Genomic DNA, 16,426 nt, shown 5'->3' with positions numbered 1-16,426 from the left:
TAAACATTTGTAATTATGCTTTTACAATAAGTGCATGCATTACCTATGCTTAGTTTCGAGGCTAAAACCCGAAGTTAAGTCCCCCTACAAAACAACAATTCTAATGTGGAGTGTGAATATGACCGCGCGTGAAAATGTAGTGCCGGTTCTGCTTGAAAAGGTATACCAACTAATTCAAGACAAACTCGAGCTTTCTCACCAACCGCTTGTAACTAAACTTGCTCAACACTTATTTAGTAACATTGCTGATGATGACTTGATTCAGCGAAACGAATCCGACCTATATGGTGCCGTTGTTAGCCTGTGGCATCATGTCAATGAAAAGAAACCAGAAGACATTTCTGTCAGGGTATTCAACCCAACTGTCAGCCGCCAAGGTTGGCAATCAACACACACTATTGTTGAAATTGTTGTTCCGGACAGCCCGTTTTTGGTGGATTCCATCAAGATGGCGTTAACGCGACTTGACCTTGTTTCTCACTTGATGCTCAACAACCCAACGCAACTAGAACGCGATAAAAAAGGGCAAGTGACGGACGTTAATGGCGAGGGTGGTGTTCTTCAATCTCTGTTCCATATCGAAGTTGACCGCTTAACCAGTAAAGGTGAAATGCAAGAGCTGAAAAATGAGCTACTGACCATTTTGTCTGACACGCGTTTAGTGGTTGATGATTGGAAACAAATGGTTGATAAACTTAAGATCGTTACTGATGATCTTGAAAAGAACAAAGATCGAGTTTCGATGAAGACTGATCGTTTAGATGAGACGATCGAATACCTACGTTGGTTAGGGGATCATAACTTCACCTTCATGGGTTACAAAGAGTATGATCTTGTTAGCGTCAATGGTGACACTGAGCTGCAACCTGTTAAAGAGAAAGGTCTTGGTCTCTTTGCCGATGACAATCGCATTCGCAGCATCAAGCTTTCTGAACTGTCCGACTCTGCACGCCTAGAAGCGAAAAAGCCTTACGCATTGATCATCACTAAGGGCAATCAGGCATCTCGTATTCACCGCCCAGCTTACACTGACTACATTGGCGTTAAGAAATTCGATAAGAACGGCAAAGTGATTGGTGAGCACCGTTTCACAGGTCTTTACACTTCTGCTGTATACAACCAAGCCGTACAAAGTATTCCTCTGATCCGCGAGAAAGTGGATCGTATTCTAGAAGCGAGTGGTTACCGTAACGGATCGTACTCGTACAAAGCCCTGCACAACATTCTAGAAAACTACCCACGTGACGAATTACTTCAAGCTCGTGAAGAAGAGTTATTAGAAGTGGGGATGGGTGTCGTGCAAATGCAAGATCGTGACTTGTTACGTCTATTTGTTCGTAAAGACCCGTTTGGTCGATTCTTCAGCTGTATGGTTTATGTGACAAAAGATCGATACAACACAGAGCTTCGTCGTCAAACGCAACGCATTCTTAAGCAGTACTTTGGCTGTGAACAAGAGGTTGAATTCACAACCTTCTTCTCAGAAAGCCCGTTGGCGAGAACCCATTACATTGTTCGTGTAGACAATAACAACATTGATGTAGACGTGAAAAAGATTGAGCAGAACTTAATGGAAGTATCGACTTCATGGGACGACCGCCTAAAAGAGTCTATCATTGCTAACTTTGGTGAAAGCAAAGGTCTTCCGCTTTCGAAAGAGTACATGAGCGCATTCCCACGTTCATATAAAGAAGACATGATGCCAGGTTCTGCGGTTGCAGATATCGAACGTCTAGAAGCGTTAAGCGACGACAACAAACTCGGCATGTTGTTCTATCGTCCGCAAGAAGAAGCGGCTGAATCGAAAGCAGTTCGCTTGAAGCTATACCACCGCGACGAGCCAATTCACCTATCCGACGTGATGCCAATGTTGGAAAACCTAGGGTTACGTGTGATCGGCGAATCGCCTTATGAGATCGAAACCAACAATGGTCAAACATTCTGGATCCTAGATTTCTCAATGCTGCATAAGAGCGACAAGACCGTTGATCTTCGTGAAGCTCGCGATCGTTTCCAACAAGCATTCGCAGCGATTTGGGCAGGTAACCTAGAGAGTGATGGCTTCAACCGCTTGGTACTAGGCGCTTCACTGTCTGGTCGTGAAATCTCAATTCTTCGTGCATACGCGCGCTACATGCGCCAGGTTGGTTTCCCATTCAGCCAACAATACATAGAAGATACCCTTAGCCATTACCCAGATTTGGCAACGGGTCTAGTAAACTTGTTTGCCAAACGATTCGATCCAAAACACAAAGGCAGCGAGAAAGGTCAGAACGATCTTATCAAGAAAATAACCGAGCAACTGGATCGTGTTGAAAGCCTAGATGATGATCGTATCATCCGTCGCTACATGGAAATGATCACGGCAACGCTACGTACTAACTACTACCAATTGGACGAAAATAAGCAGCCGAAACCTTGGTTATCGTTGAAGATGAAACCAAGCGAAATCCCAGATATTCCTCAGCCAGTGCCTGCGTTTGAGATCTTCGTTTACGCACCTGATATTGAAGGTGTACACCTACGTGGCGGTAAAGTCGCGCGTGGTGGTTTGCGTTGGTCGGATCGTCAAGAGGACTTCCGTACTGAAATTCTTGGTCTGGTTAAAGCACAGCAAGTTAAGAACACGGTTATTGTTCCTGTGGGTGCAAAAGGTGGCTTCGTATGTAAACGTCAGCCAACTCTAACTAACCGTGATGAAATCTTCGCTGAAGGTCAACGTTGTTACAAACGCTTCATTCGCGCGCTTCTCGATGTGTCCGATAACATCATCGAAGGCGAAGTTATTCCGCCGAAGAGTGTAGTGCGTCACGATGAAGACGACCCATACTTAGTTGTTGCCGCCGATAAAGGTACAGCAACATTCTCTGATTTGGCGAACTCTGTATCGGATGAGTACAACTTCTGGCTAGGTGACGCGTTTGCATCAGGTGGTTCTAATGGTTATGACCACAAAGCAATGGGTATCACTGCGAAAGGTGGTTGGGAATCGGTGAAACGCCACTTCCGAGAAATGGGCATCAACTGTCAAACCACTGACTTCACAGCAATTGGTGTGGGTGATATGGCAGGGGACGTATTTGGTAACGGTATGCTGCTATCTAAGCATATTCGTCTACAAGCTGCGTTTAACCATATGCACATCTTCATTGATCCAAATCCGGATTCAGCCACCAGCTGGGAAGAGCGTAATCGCTTGTTCAATCTCCCACGATCAAGCTGGGAAGATTACAACGCCGAGTTGATCTCGCAGGGCGGTGGTATTTTCTCTCGTCGCTCTAAATCGATCCAACTAACGCCAGAAATCCAAAAAATGCTGGGCACGAAGAAAGCGTCTCTAGCGCCAAACGATCTGATTAAGATGATCCTGCAAATGGAAGTGGATCTGCTTTGGAATGGTGGTATCGGTACGTATGTTAAAGCTTCCAGCGAGACACACACTGATGTTGGCGACCGTGCAAATGACGTACTCCGTATCGATGGACGTGATTTAAAAGCGAAAGTGGTTGGTGAAGGCGGTAACTTAGGTATGACTCAGCTTGGTCGTATCGAATACGCAAGCACAGGCGGTCGTGTAAATACGGACTTTGTGGATAACGTTGGTGGCGTAGACTGTTCGGACAACGAAGTGAACATTAAGATCTTCTTGAATGGTTTAGTATCGAATGGCGATCTAACGGTTAAACAACGCAACCAGATTCTTGAATCGATGGAAGACGAAGTGGGCGAAATCGTATTGGACGATGCATACCGTCAATCTGAGTCTATTTCGGTGACTGAACAGCAAGGTGTTGGCATCGTTAAAGAGCAAATCCGCTTTATCCATACAATGGAGAAAGCAGGGTACTTGGATCGTGCTCTTGAGTACATTCCAGACGATGAAACCTTGATTGAGCGAGAGAAACAAGGTCTTGGTCTGACACGTCCTGAACTTTCAGTACTCGTAGCTTACGGTAAGATGGTTCTGAAAGAACAATTGGTTGCTGACGAAATTGCAAATGATGAATTCCATGGAAAACAGTTAGTTGCTTATTTCCCAAGTGAGTTACGCCGTAACTACAAAGATCAGATGGTAAACCACCCGCTGCGTGCTGAAATCATCGCAACAGCGCTGGCAAACCAAATGGTTAATGAAATGGGCTGTAACTTCGTGACTCGTCTTCAAGAAGAGACGGGCGCGAGTGTCGTTGATATTGCGAACGCTTACAGTGCAACACGTGAGATCTTCGAACTGGAAGATATTCTTAAGCAAACTCGTGCACTCGATAACGTTGCAACTGCAGAAGCACAGTATGAGATCATGTTTTATGTACGTCGCGCATTGCGCCGTATCTCTCGTTGGTTACTTCGCAATCGCAGCGGTAAGAGCACAGTAACTGAGCTCGTTGCGCTATATAAAGACGATGTTCACACTATTACTGAAACGCTAGACACCATGCTAGTTGCATCAGAAGTGGAAGAGCATAACGAACTTGCTCAGAAATGGATTGAGCGCGGAGTAGAGGAGAAACTGGCACACCATGTAGCTCGTCTCTCTAGCCTACAGTCTGCACTGGATATTTCAACAGTAGCAAGCGAAACGGGTAAAACGGTTGAACAAGCCTCGAAGCTTTACTTTAATCTAGGTGACCGTTTATCACTTCACTGGTTCTTGAAACAGATCAATAGCCAAGCGGTTGATAATAACTGGCAAGCTCTTGCTCGTGCAGCATTCCGTGAGGATCTCGATTGGCAACAACGTCAATTGACTGCTCAAGTTCTAACTTGCGGCTGCTCAACAGAAGATCTAGACGTGATGCAAGCACTCGAAGATTGGATGACAACGAATGAATTGTCATTACATCGTTGGGAGAGCATCTTGAATGAATTCAAAGTTGGTTCCGTTCATGAGTTCGCTAAGTTCTCTGTTGCACTTCGAGAGTTGGTTCTACTTAACCTGAACTGTTCTTCGAACGAATAGGGTAAGTGACTTTAGCAAAAGCCTCGCAATCGCGGGGCTTTTTTATGTTCAAATCATTATAACTCCACACAACAAGTGACGCCGTAACGTGCAATTTGAGTTTTCCCGGCATGAAATCGTTTGCTTTTAAATAAAAAGCTAGCAATTTTGTATAGAGAATAGAGTGCTAATCAACTGTTTTTATGAACAAAATTAAAATGAGACATACTATTTTGCTGAATTCACTCATTTTCATTGAATTGCACTGAAAAACAGTAAATAATATTGACCCGTTTACACGGGGCTTTTTTCTTTCGGAGGCACAATGCTTTACCGTCTAGCCAGAACTGGCTTTTTCCAACTTGATGCCGAAAAGGCACATGATCTTGCAATCAAAAACTTCCAACGCTTTAACGGCACTCCTCTCGATCTTTTCTATCGTCAACAATTACCAAATCGTCCAGTAGAATGCATGGGGCTTACATTCCGTAACCCAGTGGGTCTTGCTGCTGGTTTGGACAAAAACGGCGAATGTATCGAAGCGTTTGACGCTATGGGCTTTGGTTTTGTCGAAGTTGGTACTGTTACGCCTCGTCCGCAACCAGGTAACGACAAGCCACGTTTGTTCCGCCTAGTTGAAGCGGAAGGTATCATCAACCGTATGGGCTTTAACAACCTAGGTGTGGATCATCTGGTTGAGAATGTGAAAAAGGCAAAATACAACTGCATTCTTGGTATCAACATTGGTAAAAATAAAGATACACCAATTGAGAAAGGGGCAGAGGACTACCTGATTTGTATGGAAAAAGTGTACGAGTATGCCGGTTACATCGCCGTGAACATCTCGTCACCAAATACACCAGGGCTTCGTTCACTTCAGTACGGTGAAGCGCTAGACGAATTGCTATCTGAACTCAAAGAGAAACAAGCAGAACTTGCAGAAAAGCATGGTAAGTACGTACCACTTGCGCTAAAAATTGCACCGGATTTGAGCGATGACGAAATCAGCCAGATCTGTGAGTCGCTAATTAAGAATAACATCGACGGTGTGATTGCAACAAACACAACGCTTGATCGCACAGTCGTTGAAGGCATGAAACATGCGAACGAAGCGGGTGGTCTAAGCGGACGTCCGGTTCAATCACGTTCAACAGAAGTTGTTCGTAAACTTCATGAAGAGCTTGGCGATAAACTTCCGATAATCGGTGTGGGCGGTGTTGACTCATACGTTGCAGCGAAAGAGAAAATGATGGCAGGTGCACAACTTGTTCAAGTTTACACTGGTTTCATCTACCACGGACCAGGTCTCGTACGCGATATTGTTAAAAATCTATAAGAGCAATCGCTAAATCGTTGAGAAATCGACGCTTGTTACTAAAAAAAGAGGAATTCGTTTCCTCTTTTTTTTTGCCCGTTCGTTTGTAAAATTTAAAAATCATGAGTAGGTAATTAAGCGTCTTACCTCTTATTACTGATTAACTAGTCACAAACAAGAGAACGGAATAATGCTTAAACCCAGCGACAAATGGAATTGGTATTTTGACGAGCAGAAAGCTTGCCTAATGCTGGATTTGGGGGAGGAGATGATTTTCCAAACCAATCTATGCCGTAAGCTGTTGGTCAATTGTGCCTTCTCAAACAATGAATTCACTGTTGACGACGCAAGCGCGTTTCAAACGTACAACGAACGAATCCGTTGTCTCGACATCAACGAATACCGTCAAGCCGAACTTACGCTCTATTGCGTAGCTGCAAAACGCTTTCATAAACCTGTTCAACCGAAGAGCTGGTTCTTCGACGCCCAATGCGATGGACATGAGCCAGAAGAAGGGGATATGGTCTTCCTAACAAATCGATATTCAGAAGGCGTATTCATCGTTCTAGAACCAGGTGAAACATCAAGCCTATGTGCTTACGTAGGGCAGGATGAATTTCTACTTGATGGCAGCAAAGTACTGCCATTTGGGCAACCAATTAAAGTAATGCACGATCGCATGGTGTGTGCCAATCACTTATTCACGATGGCACCAATGGCGATGGTGGGTTAATTTCCTTTTGATTTTTCTTTATTTTCGTTCCTTTGTTTGCATTAATCGACCTCATTAGGTCGATTTTTTTTGCCTAGAATTTTCTGAATATCTCCTCTTGTGCACGCCAAATACATGCCTAGGTGAGGGCTATTTTGTATCTCAGATATGAAGTAGCTCACTTTTATTCCACTTTTTTCATTTTAGCGTTTCCTTAATTTAGGCAACCAGACGCCTAATATTTCACCTTTTGTTCCCCTATACGCTCATTTTGTAAGTTAATTACGCGCAAAATCAACGGTTGGTATAGACCAAAAATGATGTAAATAAGTATTCACTCTCGTTATGATGCTTGTCTTTACTAGAAAGTGATAAAGAGACGTATTCTGTTTGTAGATGTGTTGTGTTTTGATTTTCAACAGATGAGATTGGCGACTGTTTGAGCTAATAAAGTAAAAATGCCTTTAAAAACGAGGCATTGATCGTAAAGTCAGGTATAATCAAAGCCATTTTTTATCGACGAAAGAACACTATGAATCAATATCTCGCGGTAACTTCAAACGGCATGGAAAATTTGCTTGTTGAAGAACTGACTAAACTAGGCATTGAAAACGCCAAACCAGTACAGGCAGGCGTTAAATTTAAGGCGACGAATGAACAGATTTACCGTTGCTGTTTGTGGAGCCGCTTGGCGTCTCGATTTGTACGTGTTTTATCGGAATTTACCTGTAACGACGACATGGACCTTTACCTGTCGACGTCTTCAATCAACTGGGTAAACCAGTTCCATAGTTCAAAGCGCTTTGTGGTCGACTTCAATGGTACGAATCGTGAAATCCGCAACAGCCAATACGGTGCAATGAAAGTAAAAGACGGCATCGTAGATTGCTTTGAGAAGAAAGGACTTCCTCGTCCAAACATTAACAAAGAACGCCCTGATATCCGCGTTCACGTTCGTCTGCACAAAGACAAAGCCATTCTTGGTGTGGATATGGTGGGGAGTGGCCTTCATCAACGTGGCTACCGTCCAGAATCAGGTCGAGCTCCGTTACGTGAGACGCTTGCAGCAGCAATCGTAATGCGTTGTGGCTGGGATGGTTCACAACCGCTTCTAGACCCAATGTGTGGTTCTGGTACGTTGCTGATTGAAGCTGCGATGATGGCAGCCAATATGGCACCAGGCGTTAAGCGCAAACAGTGGGGCTTTGAAGCGCTAGAAGATTTTGAACCAGAGCTTTGGGCAGAGATTAAATCAGAGGCAAATGTACAAGCTCGACGCGGTGTCAAAAAAGTTGACGCTAAGTTTTTCGGCTTCGATAACGACCCGAAAGTATTGAAGGTTGCACGAGACAACGCTCGTAGAGCTGGTGTTGAAGAGTTGATTGAATTTGCACAAGGCGATGCAGCAACCATTACTCGTCCGGCTGGTTTCGAATCTGGCGTTATCATTTCTAACCCGCCTTATGGTGAGCGTCTTGGCACTGAGCCTGGTCTGATCGCGCTATACACAGCGTTTGGTGGTCAGCTAAAAGCAGAGTTTGGCGGTTGTAAAGCGTCTATCTTCTCAAGTTCAGACGAGCTACTAAGCTGTCTTCGTATGCGTGCGGACAAACAGTTCAAATTGAACAATGGTGCGTTACCTTGTCACCAAAAGAACTACAGCATTGCAGAGCGCAGCGTTGATGAAGTGAAAGGCGCGGACACTAATGTTCAAATTGCACCAGACTTCTCAAACCGTTTGAAGAAAAACATTGGCAAGATTGGTAAGTGGGCTCGTAAAGAGAAACTTGACTGTTACCGTATCTACGATGCGGATCTTCCTGAATACAATGTTGCGATCGACGTGTACGGCGATCAAATTGTGATTCAAGAATACGCGGCACCTAAGAATATCCCTGAAGAAAAAGCCAAGCGCCGTCTAACGGACATCATCCGTGCAACGATTCAGGTAACAGGTGTAGAAGCGAATAACGTAGTACTTAAAGTTCGTGAGAAGCAAAAGGGTCGTAGCCAGTACCAAAAATTAGGTCAAGTTTCAGAGACGCTTGAAGTGAACGAGTACGGAGTGAAGCTGATCGTAAACCTTCATGACTACCTAGACACGGGCTTGTTCTTGGACCATAAGATAACTCGTCGTCGTCTTGGCGAAATGGCACAGGGTAAAGATTTCCTTAACTTGTTTGCTTACACTGGCAGTGCAACAGTGCACGCTGCAGTTGGTGGAGCGCGTTCTACAACTACGGTAGATATGTCTAACACGTACCTCAACTGGGCGAAAGACAACATGCAGCTAAACGGTTGTGTTGGTCGCCAGCATCGTTTTGAGCAAGCTGACTGTCTCCAGTGGCTTGAGAACGCCAAAGGTGAATATGATCTTATCTTTATTGACCCACCGACGTTCTCTAACTCTAAACGCATGGAAACGTCGTTCGATGTGCAACGTGACCACATTAAGCTAATGACGAACCTTAAGCGTCTGTTGCGTGCTGGCGGTACGATTGTTTTCTCTAACAATAAACGCCATTTCAAGATGGACGAAGCAGGGCTCGCAGAACTTGGGTTGAAAGCGCAGAACATTTCTTCTCAAACTCTGCCATTGGATTTTTCTCGTAACAAACAGATTCACAACTGCTGGTTGGTTACTCACGCAGAATAGGGACGGAACAGTAAAAGGATGTTGAACGTGCTAACGCTTTACAGCACTGAAGGATGCCATCTCTGCGAGATGGCGTTTGACCTCGTTAGTCAGATTGGTCTCGCCGAACAAACACACATCGTCGACATAGCGTTCGACGATGCTCTCTTTTCTCGTTACGGCGTAACAATTCCCGTATTAAAATATCAAGATTCTGAGTTGAACTGGCCGTTTGACTTAGAAAAACTCAAACATTGGTTGGATAATAATGGCATTACTTACCATTCATAACGCACAACTTGCATTTGGCGACCACCCATTACTAGACAAAGCAGAGTTCGCTCTTCAAGAAAATGAACGCGTTTGTTTAGTTGGTCGCAACGGTGCAGGTAAGTCTACGTTAATGAAAGTGCTTGCTGGCGACATTTTGTTGGACGATGGCAAGATTCAAATCACCCAAGACGTCGTTGTTTCTCGACTTGAACAAGATCCACCACGCAATCAAGAAGGCACAGTTTACGAATACGTATCTGGTGGTTTAGCTGAAATCGGTGAGCAGTTGAAGATCTATCATGATCTTCTCGATCTTGTCGCTCAGGACCCAAGTGAAAAGAACATTAATCGTCTTGCTAAGATTCAAGAACAGTTGGATCACCTTAACGCTTGGCGCTTTGATGATCGTGTTAAGAATGTACTTGGCGCGCTAAAGCTAAGCCCTGAAACCAAACTGACTGATCTATCGGGTGGTTGGCAACGTAAGGCCGCTCTCGCTCGTGCACTTGTTTGTGACCCTGATGTATTGCTTCTTGATGAGCCAACTAACCACCTTGATGTAACGACCATCGAATGGTTAGAGAACTTTCTAAAGGACTTCAAAGGCTCGATCATCTTCATTTCCCACGACCGTGCATTCATCAAATCGATGGCGACACGCATTGTTGACCTCGATCGCGGACAACTCGCTTCTTTCCCTGGTGATTATGACCAATACTTAAATGATAAAGAAGAGATGCTTCGTGTCGAAGAAATGCAAAATGCAGAGTTCGACAAAAAGCTAGCTCAGGAAGAAGTGTGGATTCGCCAAGGCATTAAAGCACGTCGTACTCGCAACGAAGGTCGTGTCCGTGCCCTTAAAAAGCTTCGTGAAGAACGTCGTGACAGACGTGAGGTTCAGGGTAAAGTTAACCTTAACATCGACGATGCTTCACGCTCAGGTAAGATCGTCTTTGAAGCTGAGAATGTCTCTTTTGCTTTTGAAGGCAAAAAAATCGTTGATAACTTTAGCTTCAACATTATGCGTGGTGATCGAATCGCACTGATTGGTCCTAACGGCTGTGGTAAAAGTACCGTTCTCAAGTTGCTATTAGGGCAATTATCAGCGCAAGGCGGTCGTCTTCATTGTGGAACAAAGCTCGAAGTGGCTTACTTCGATCAATACCGTGAAATTCTTGATCCTGAAAAGACGGTTATTGATAACTTAGCAGATGGTAAGCAAGAAGTGATGGTTGGAGGGCGTCAGCGTCACGCATTGAGCTACCTACAAGATTTCTTGTTTGCACCAAAACGTGCTCGCACGCCAGTAAAAGCCTTGTCTGGAGGTGAAAAAAACCGTTTGTTGCTGGCTCGTATCTTGTTGAAACCTAACAACTTGCTTATTCTTGACGAACCTACCAACGATTTGGACATCGAAACGTTGGAACTTTTAGAAGAAATGCTTGCCAATTATCAGGGTACGTTACTGTTAGTGAGCCACGACCGTGAGTTCGTAGACAATACGGTGACGACCAGTTGGATTTTTGAAGGTAACGGCATAATCGAAGAGTTTGTTGGTGGTTACCACGACGCAAAACAGCAGCGTGATCAAGTTCTTGCTTCGCGCAGCCAGGTTGAAAAAGCAGCGAAGAAAGAGAAAGTGGTTGAGGAAACTCCCAAAACTACGCAACCTAAGAACAATTCGAAGAAGTTATCGTATAAGCTGCAAAGAGAATTAGAGGCTCTTCCAGCTAAACTAGAACAATTAGAGGCGGATATTGAGACTCTACAAGAACAAGTGAACGACCCAGAGTTCTTCACTAAATCTGTAGAACAGACTCAACCGGTATTGGAACAGCTCGCTGCGGTAGAGCAGGAGTTGGAAATCGCGTTCGAGAGATGGGAAGAACTCGAAGCAATGCAACAGGATAGTTAAGAATTCGATGAATTGTAGTAACAAATTCAAATTAACCGCCATCGCTATGATGGTCGGTACGGCAATGAATGCCAATGCAGCACTGTATCAAGTAGTTGAAGTTTCCCCTGAAAACGTCACTACGGAAACAGTGTACGGTGTCGCAATTCAACAAGGTGACGTGGATAACGATCCTGATACAGGAAAACCTTTCGCGCTGGGTTGTTTTGACAAAGGCGCAGATTGTGACTCAAAGCACTTTAAACTTGCGCTTGAAACGCGTGTAACCCCAATCTCAACTGGGCAAGAAGTCGACGGCGTTAGCTACCGTGAAGAAGTGCCATTTGCGATGGATTCGGGTTTCTTTTACGTACAAGAGTTCGATGACTTTGAAAGATACTGTACGAACGAACGTCGTTACTCAACATGTGAATCATGGGCATCAGTCCATTGGAGTCCTTGGAATAAAGAGGCTTTTAGTAAAGACTTTACTTCAAATGCACTAGCTTACGTCGAGGGTGATACACCTAATACTATTGATTCTGCAGCGTATACCAATAAGTACAACAATATCATTAACAGTCTTACCGCTGATGGTAAACCAGTTGGTAATCAGAGCGTTGTTAGTAGTTCCGACCCTTCGAATTTAGAAACTAGAAATACGGTTGTTGCTCCTGTAATCCCCAAAATTGAACCAAGCTCAGACACTGCTGTCGTTGTCGCGAGTCGAGCGTGGCGTACTGATGGTAAATTTACGGTCGGTAGTGTTTCAGAACGAGCTAGCAACGAAAATGGAACACACCATACTTCCAAAGCAGCTATTTGGGATGATTCTGGTACTGTAAGTCAAATCGCGTGGCCAAGTGGGAACTATATTGATGGTGAACGTTTAGCGCAAGGAAGTATGCGTGGCTTAGTTGAGGATGGAACTACTGTGTACGGTGTTGGTTACAATACCTACGATAATGACAACAACTACATGAACGCAACCGTGTTCGTGGGAACGTTGGCGAAAGAGGGTTCAGTAGTTGGCTCCACGTGGAAAAATATAGAAGTTGATGGCGCGCAACAAAGAATCAGTGGCGATACGGTTCATACCAACTCACGTCTAACTGACGTAAACGCAAATTTTGTTGCAATTGGCGAAGCCAAACGTTCGGGTCTTTATCTAATGCCAACAGGTTCTGCTCCAAATCGCCTTTTCATTGTTGATAATGTGACTAGCAGTTCAGTAAGTGCCTTCTACCCAACTTCTGGTATATTCTTTAGCGGTGCTGGCGGTCAAATGGGTGGCATCAACTCATACAATGAGATTGTTGGTCAATTAGACGCTGAGAAGACTCGTGAAGAAGAGGGTAAACCTCGCCGTAAACGTGGATTTATCTATCCATATGCTCAAGGTGGAACAGTTAGTGAGCGTGCTAAAGAAATCTTCGATGGCAAAGCATGGCTCCTCGACGATCTCACCAACGGTGCAAACGATCAGAGCGCAAGCGCCAGAGATATTTCTGACAGCAACAACGAGTTCCGTATCATTAGCGCTTCAGATATCAACGATGCCGGCGTTATCTCAGCGACAGCAATGAAGTGTGCAGGCGGTTATGACACAACAGCTCACAACTCTTTCTGTAGTAATGGTGAAGAGAAAATCGTTGCCGTCAAGCTTAAGCCGATTCCAGGCGCAACTAAAGCTGATATTCAATCACGCAGTGTTGAAGAGGAAGCTGCGGAACGCCAAGGCGCTGGTCTAGGATGGCTGGCTTTGACCATGCTGGGTCTATTCGGGTTCCGTAGAAAATAGTCAGTAATTTTTAAATCAAGCAGAGGCTCACAGAAATGAGCCTCTGCTTTTTTTATGCCTTGAGAAAATGCGCAATTTGATCGATTCTTGTAGATGGAGTCATAAAAACTCCATCAAAGTTTCACAATAACAGTAGTACGTTTGTAAATGGACCTGTATGAGGAATTAACTATGAAGAGACAAAAGCGTGATCGCCTAGAACGAGCTCAATCTCAAGGCTATAAAGCTGGGTTGAATGGAAGGTCTCAAGAGGCTTGCCCATATCAACAAATTGATGCTCGGTCGTATTGGTTAGGTGGTTGGCGTGATGCCAGAGATGAAAGACAATCTGGTCTCTACAAATAAACTCTCCACATACAAACAGAAGGATTTGAAAGGGCTCGTTAAGAGCCTTTTCTGCGTTTAAAGCGGATGTTTTTAAATGTAGCAATTTACGCGTGTGTCTAAACTAAATGCCATAAGATAAAGAAAAGGCTCCTTTGATAGGAGCCTTGATAAATACTTCAGAGTAGGAGATTAGAAGCTTGAAGTGTCTTGGAACAAACCCACTTTCAGATCTTTTGCTACGTAGATTTCTTTACCATCTACACATACACGACCATCAGCTAGACCCATTACTAATTTGCGGTTAACAACACGCTTCATGTGGATCTCGTACGTTACTTTTTTCGCTGTTGGTAGGATTTGACCCGTAAACTTCACTTCGCCAACACCCAGAGCTCGACCTTTGCCTTTACCGCCAACCCAGCCTAGGAAGAAGCCAACAAGCTGCCACATAGCATCAAGACCAAGACAACCAGGCATTACTGGGTCACCAGGGAAGTGACAGTCAAAAAACCAAAGATCTGGAGTAATGTCCAATTCTGCGAGGATCAAACCTTTACCAAAATCGCCTTCAGTCTCAGACATTTTAGTAACACGATCCATCATTAGCATGTTTGGCGCAGGAAGCTGAGGGTAACCTGGTCCAAATAGCTCACCTTGGCTAGAAGCGAGAAGATCGTCACGGTTGTAAGAATCACGTTTGTTTTGCATTATCAATTACTCCAATTTTTGATAGCTGCATCTTAGTGAACACGTGTACGCTAAACAACTCCGATCAGTACTAGACAAACCAGTTTTTGATGCGCTCCACAATTCCTTCTGGATGCTCATGTCTTTCAAAGTTTTCAATACGTTCGGCAATTTTACCAATGATGCTGTCTTCTTCACCGCGAAATGGTTTAGACATAAGAATGGGAATCGCTTCATCAACAGTAGAAACTGACCAAATATGGAACTCACCATTCTTAATGCTTTCTATGACATCTTTATGTAACGCGAGATGTTTTAGGTTAGATTTAGGCATAATCACACCTTGCTCTCCCGTAAAGCCTTGGTGTTTACATACTTGGTAGAAGCCCTCAATCTTTTCATTCAAGCCTCCAACGGCTTGCACGCGACCAAATTGATCCACTGCACCAGTAACCGCGATCTGTTGATTCACTGGAGATTCTGACAAGGCACTCACCAAACAACATAGCTCTGCTAAGGAGGCACTGTCTCCGTCGACTTCGCTGTATGATTGCTCGAATACAATCGAAGCGGAGTATGGTAGTGGTTCATCAAGATTCAGTGCTGAACTCACAAACGCTTGCATGATCATCATGCCCTTAGCATGTAGGTTGCCGCCAAGTTCTGCTTTGCGTTCGACGTCTGAAATATCACCATCACCAAAGTGAATAACACAAGAAATACGCGCAGGTTCCCCATAGGAGACAGGGTGTCCGGCCATATCAATCACTGTAAGACCATTAATTTGCCCAACCTGTTCGCCGGTCGTCTCAATGATCACTTGTCCATCAAGAATATCGTCCACAGCACGTTGTGGTAGGTAAGATTCACGGTAATATTTATCATCAATAGCACGATCAATATCGTCAAACTCGATACTCGATGAGTTTGAATACTGACCAGCAAGACCTAACAGCTGGTTGTGCCACAGTACACCGAGAGGCAGATAGTGTTGATCTTCTGTATAGCGCATGCCGGCAAGAATTAATCTTCGGAAGGCTTCGTTACTCAATGCAGGGTGTTGGTATTCATGGCAAATCCAATTGACCAAACCAACGTATTTGCTTAGGTTTTCTTGAGATAAGTGGATATCTTCTTCAACCTCAGTATACATCGTCAGACCTGTAGAAAAGTCTTCATCGACATATTCGATTTCCGCTAACTGGTTTCGATCGCCTGTAATGATCAGCTTTACATCGTAGTCTTGTGGTGCAAAAGGCGATGACGCAATTCGATTTGGTGTAAGGTTAATCGGGGCAAAGCTTCCACCTTGAACTGCTGCTTTAATGTTTGGCCAGCGCGCAGCGTTTGCAAGCACTAAGTTGGCAGGAACAACAAGATAACCGCCATCTGCTTTAGACAGTAAGCCAGACTCAAATGTCGTTTGACCATCTTGATTCACGCTGTAGCGATCAAATAACTCTTTGGCATCGAGTGACTCAACTGTCACAACAGGCGCTGACGACTTATTCTTCAATACTTCGCTGACGAAACCACGATAAAGCGCATTATCAGTGCAATTCACTAATAAAATACGGGTTAATCCTCGAACACGAGTAAATCGGTCAATGGTCGCCTCAAGCCTAGGCTGAAGGTCAATAAAGGGCTTAATCGGTAGAGAAGTGGCTTTACTTAAAATCTCTTCGTACCGCTCGAAAGAAGGGGTGACATCTTGCCAGTTAACTTGGTTCATTCAAATTCATCATAATTTAGTCTTGCAAGCATTATAGCGAAACGGCGATCAACTCCCTAGCGACAATTTGACCAATCCAAAAATTCTGCAAATTCAGTTGATTAAACCTTC

Annotated in this window: 10 protein-coding genes; 8 read left to right on the top strand and 2 right to left on the bottom strand. The window is 44.3% G+C overall.

What is annotated here, in order from left to right:
• Positions 1–118: 118 nt before the first annotated feature.
• From MHO32_RS20040 to rmf, 8 genes are all read left to right on the top strand, one after another.
• Positions 119–4,960: an NAD-glutamate dehydrogenase gene (locus MHO32_RS20040; RefSeq protein WP_005446807.1), complete on the top strand. Its 4,842-nt coding sequence runs from the start codon at positions 119–121 to the stop codon at positions 4,958–4,960.
• A 304-nt stretch (positions 4,961–5,264) separates the two neighbouring features.
• Positions 5,265–6,275, top strand: coding sequence for a quinone-dependent dihydroorotate dehydrogenase (pyrD, locus tag MHO32_RS20035; RefSeq protein WP_017190185.1), 1,011 nt, complete (start codon positions 5,265–5,267; stop codon positions 6,273–6,275).
• Positions 6,276–6,444: 169 nt separating this feature from the next.
• The gene (locus MHO32_RS20030) at positions 6,445–6,987 is read left to right on the top strand and encodes a cell division protein ZapC (protein ID WP_239213618.1); all 543 of its coding nucleotides are present in this window, start codon (positions 6,445–6,447) and stop codon (positions 6,985–6,987) included.
• A gap of 511 nt (positions 6,988–7,498) precedes the next feature.
• Positions 7,499–9,622: a bifunctional 23S rRNA (guanine(2069)-N(7))-methyltransferase RlmK/23S rRNA (guanine(2445)-N(2))-methyltransferase RlmL gene (rlmKL, locus tag MHO32_RS20025; protein WP_239213617.1), complete on the top strand. Its 2,124-nt coding sequence runs from the start codon at positions 7,499–7,501 to the stop codon at positions 9,620–9,622.
• A gap of 18 nt (positions 9,623–9,640) precedes the next feature.
• The gene (locus MHO32_RS20020; protein ID WP_009702647.1) at positions 9,641–9,892 is read left to right on the top strand and encodes a glutaredoxin family protein; all 252 of its coding nucleotides are present in this window, start codon (positions 9,641–9,643) and stop codon (positions 9,890–9,892) included.
• Positions 9,870–11,789: an ABC transporter ATP-binding protein gene (locus tag MHO32_RS20015; protein ID WP_005446816.1), complete on the top strand. Its 1,920-nt coding sequence runs from the start codon at positions 9,870–9,872 to the stop codon at positions 11,787–11,789. Before MHO32_RS20020 ends, MHO32_RS20015 begins: the two co-directional genes overlap by 23 nt.
• Before the next feature lie 7 nt (positions 11,790–11,796).
• Entirely contained in the window at positions 11,797–13,569 is a 1,773-nt protein-coding gene (locus MHO32_RS20010; protein WP_239213616.1) for a DUF3466 family protein, read from the top strand.
• Between the two features lie 171 nt (positions 13,570–13,740).
• Positions 13,741–13,914, top strand: a complete 174-nt coding sequence (gene rmf, locus MHO32_RS20005; protein WP_005446820.1) for a ribosome modulation factor — start codon at positions 13,741–13,743, stop codon at positions 13,912–13,914.
• A 171-nt stretch (positions 13,915–14,085) separates the two neighbouring features.
• On the opposite strand, the gene fabA is transcribed toward rmf, so the two are convergent.
• Complete coding sequence (gene fabA, locus MHO32_RS20000; protein WP_005390081.1) at positions 14,086–14,604, bottom strand: bifunctional 3-hydroxydecanoyl-ACP dehydratase/trans-2-decenoyl-ACP isomerase; 519 nt, start codon at positions 14,602–14,604, stop codon at positions 14,086–14,088.
• 70 nt (positions 14,605–14,674) lie between these two features.
• The gene (locus tag MHO32_RS19995; RefSeq protein WP_050936356.1) at positions 14,675–16,315 is read right to left on the bottom strand and encodes a S16 family serine protease; all 1,641 of its coding nucleotides are present in this window, start codon (positions 16,313–16,315) and stop codon (positions 14,675–14,677) included.
• Between the last annotated feature and the right edge of the window lie 111 nt (positions 16,316–16,426).

This window comes from Vibrio sp. MMH1-50, from assembly GCF_022347645.1.
Classification (GTDB): Bacteria; Pseudomonadota; Gammaproteobacteria; order Enterobacterales; family Vibrionaceae; genus Vibrio; species Vibrio harveyi.
Note: the sequence above shows the minus strand (reverse complement) of the source record. Positions and strands in the feature narration are given on the sequence as shown.

What these genes read in the sequence shown, in the direction of transcription:
- MHO32_RS20015 (WP_005446816.1), top strand. Translation starts at nt 9,870, where the DNA reads ATGGCATTACTTACCATTCATAACGCACAACTTGCATTTGGCGACCAC.
- MHO32_RS20040 (WP_005446807.1), top strand. Translation starts at nt 119, where the DNA reads ATGACCGCGCGTGAAAATGTAGTGCCGGTTCTGCTTGAAAAGGTATAC.
- pyrD (WP_017190185.1), top strand. Translation starts at nt 5,265, where the DNA reads ATGCTTTACCGTCTAGCCAGAACTGGCTTTTTCCAACTTGATGCCGAA.
- rmf (WP_005446820.1), top strand. Translation starts at nt 13,741, where the DNA reads ATGAAGAGACAAAAGCGTGATCGCCTAGAACGAGCTCAATCTCAAGGC.
- MHO32_RS20030 (WP_239213618.1), top strand. Translation starts at nt 6,445, where the DNA reads ATGCTTAAACCCAGCGACAAATGGAATTGGTATTTTGACGAGCAGAAA.
- MHO32_RS19995 (WP_050936356.1), bottom strand. Translation starts at nt 16,315, where the DNA reads ATGAACCAAGTTAACTGGCAAGATGTCACCCCTTCTTTCGAGCGGTAC.
- fabA (WP_005390081.1), bottom strand. Translation starts at nt 14,604, where the DNA reads ATGCAAAACAAACGTGATTCTTACAACCGTGACGATCTTCTCGCTTCT.
- rlmKL (WP_239213617.1), top strand. Translation starts at nt 7,499, where the DNA reads ATGAATCAATATCTCGCGGTAACTTCAAACGGCATGGAAAATTTGCTT.
- MHO32_RS20020 (WP_009702647.1), top strand. Translation starts at nt 9,641, where the DNA reads ATGTTGAACGTGCTAACGCTTTACAGCACTGAAGGATGCCATCTCTGC.
- MHO32_RS20010 (WP_239213616.1), top strand. Translation starts at nt 11,797, where the DNA reads ATGAATTGTAGTAACAAATTCAAATTAACCGCCATCGCTATGATGGTC.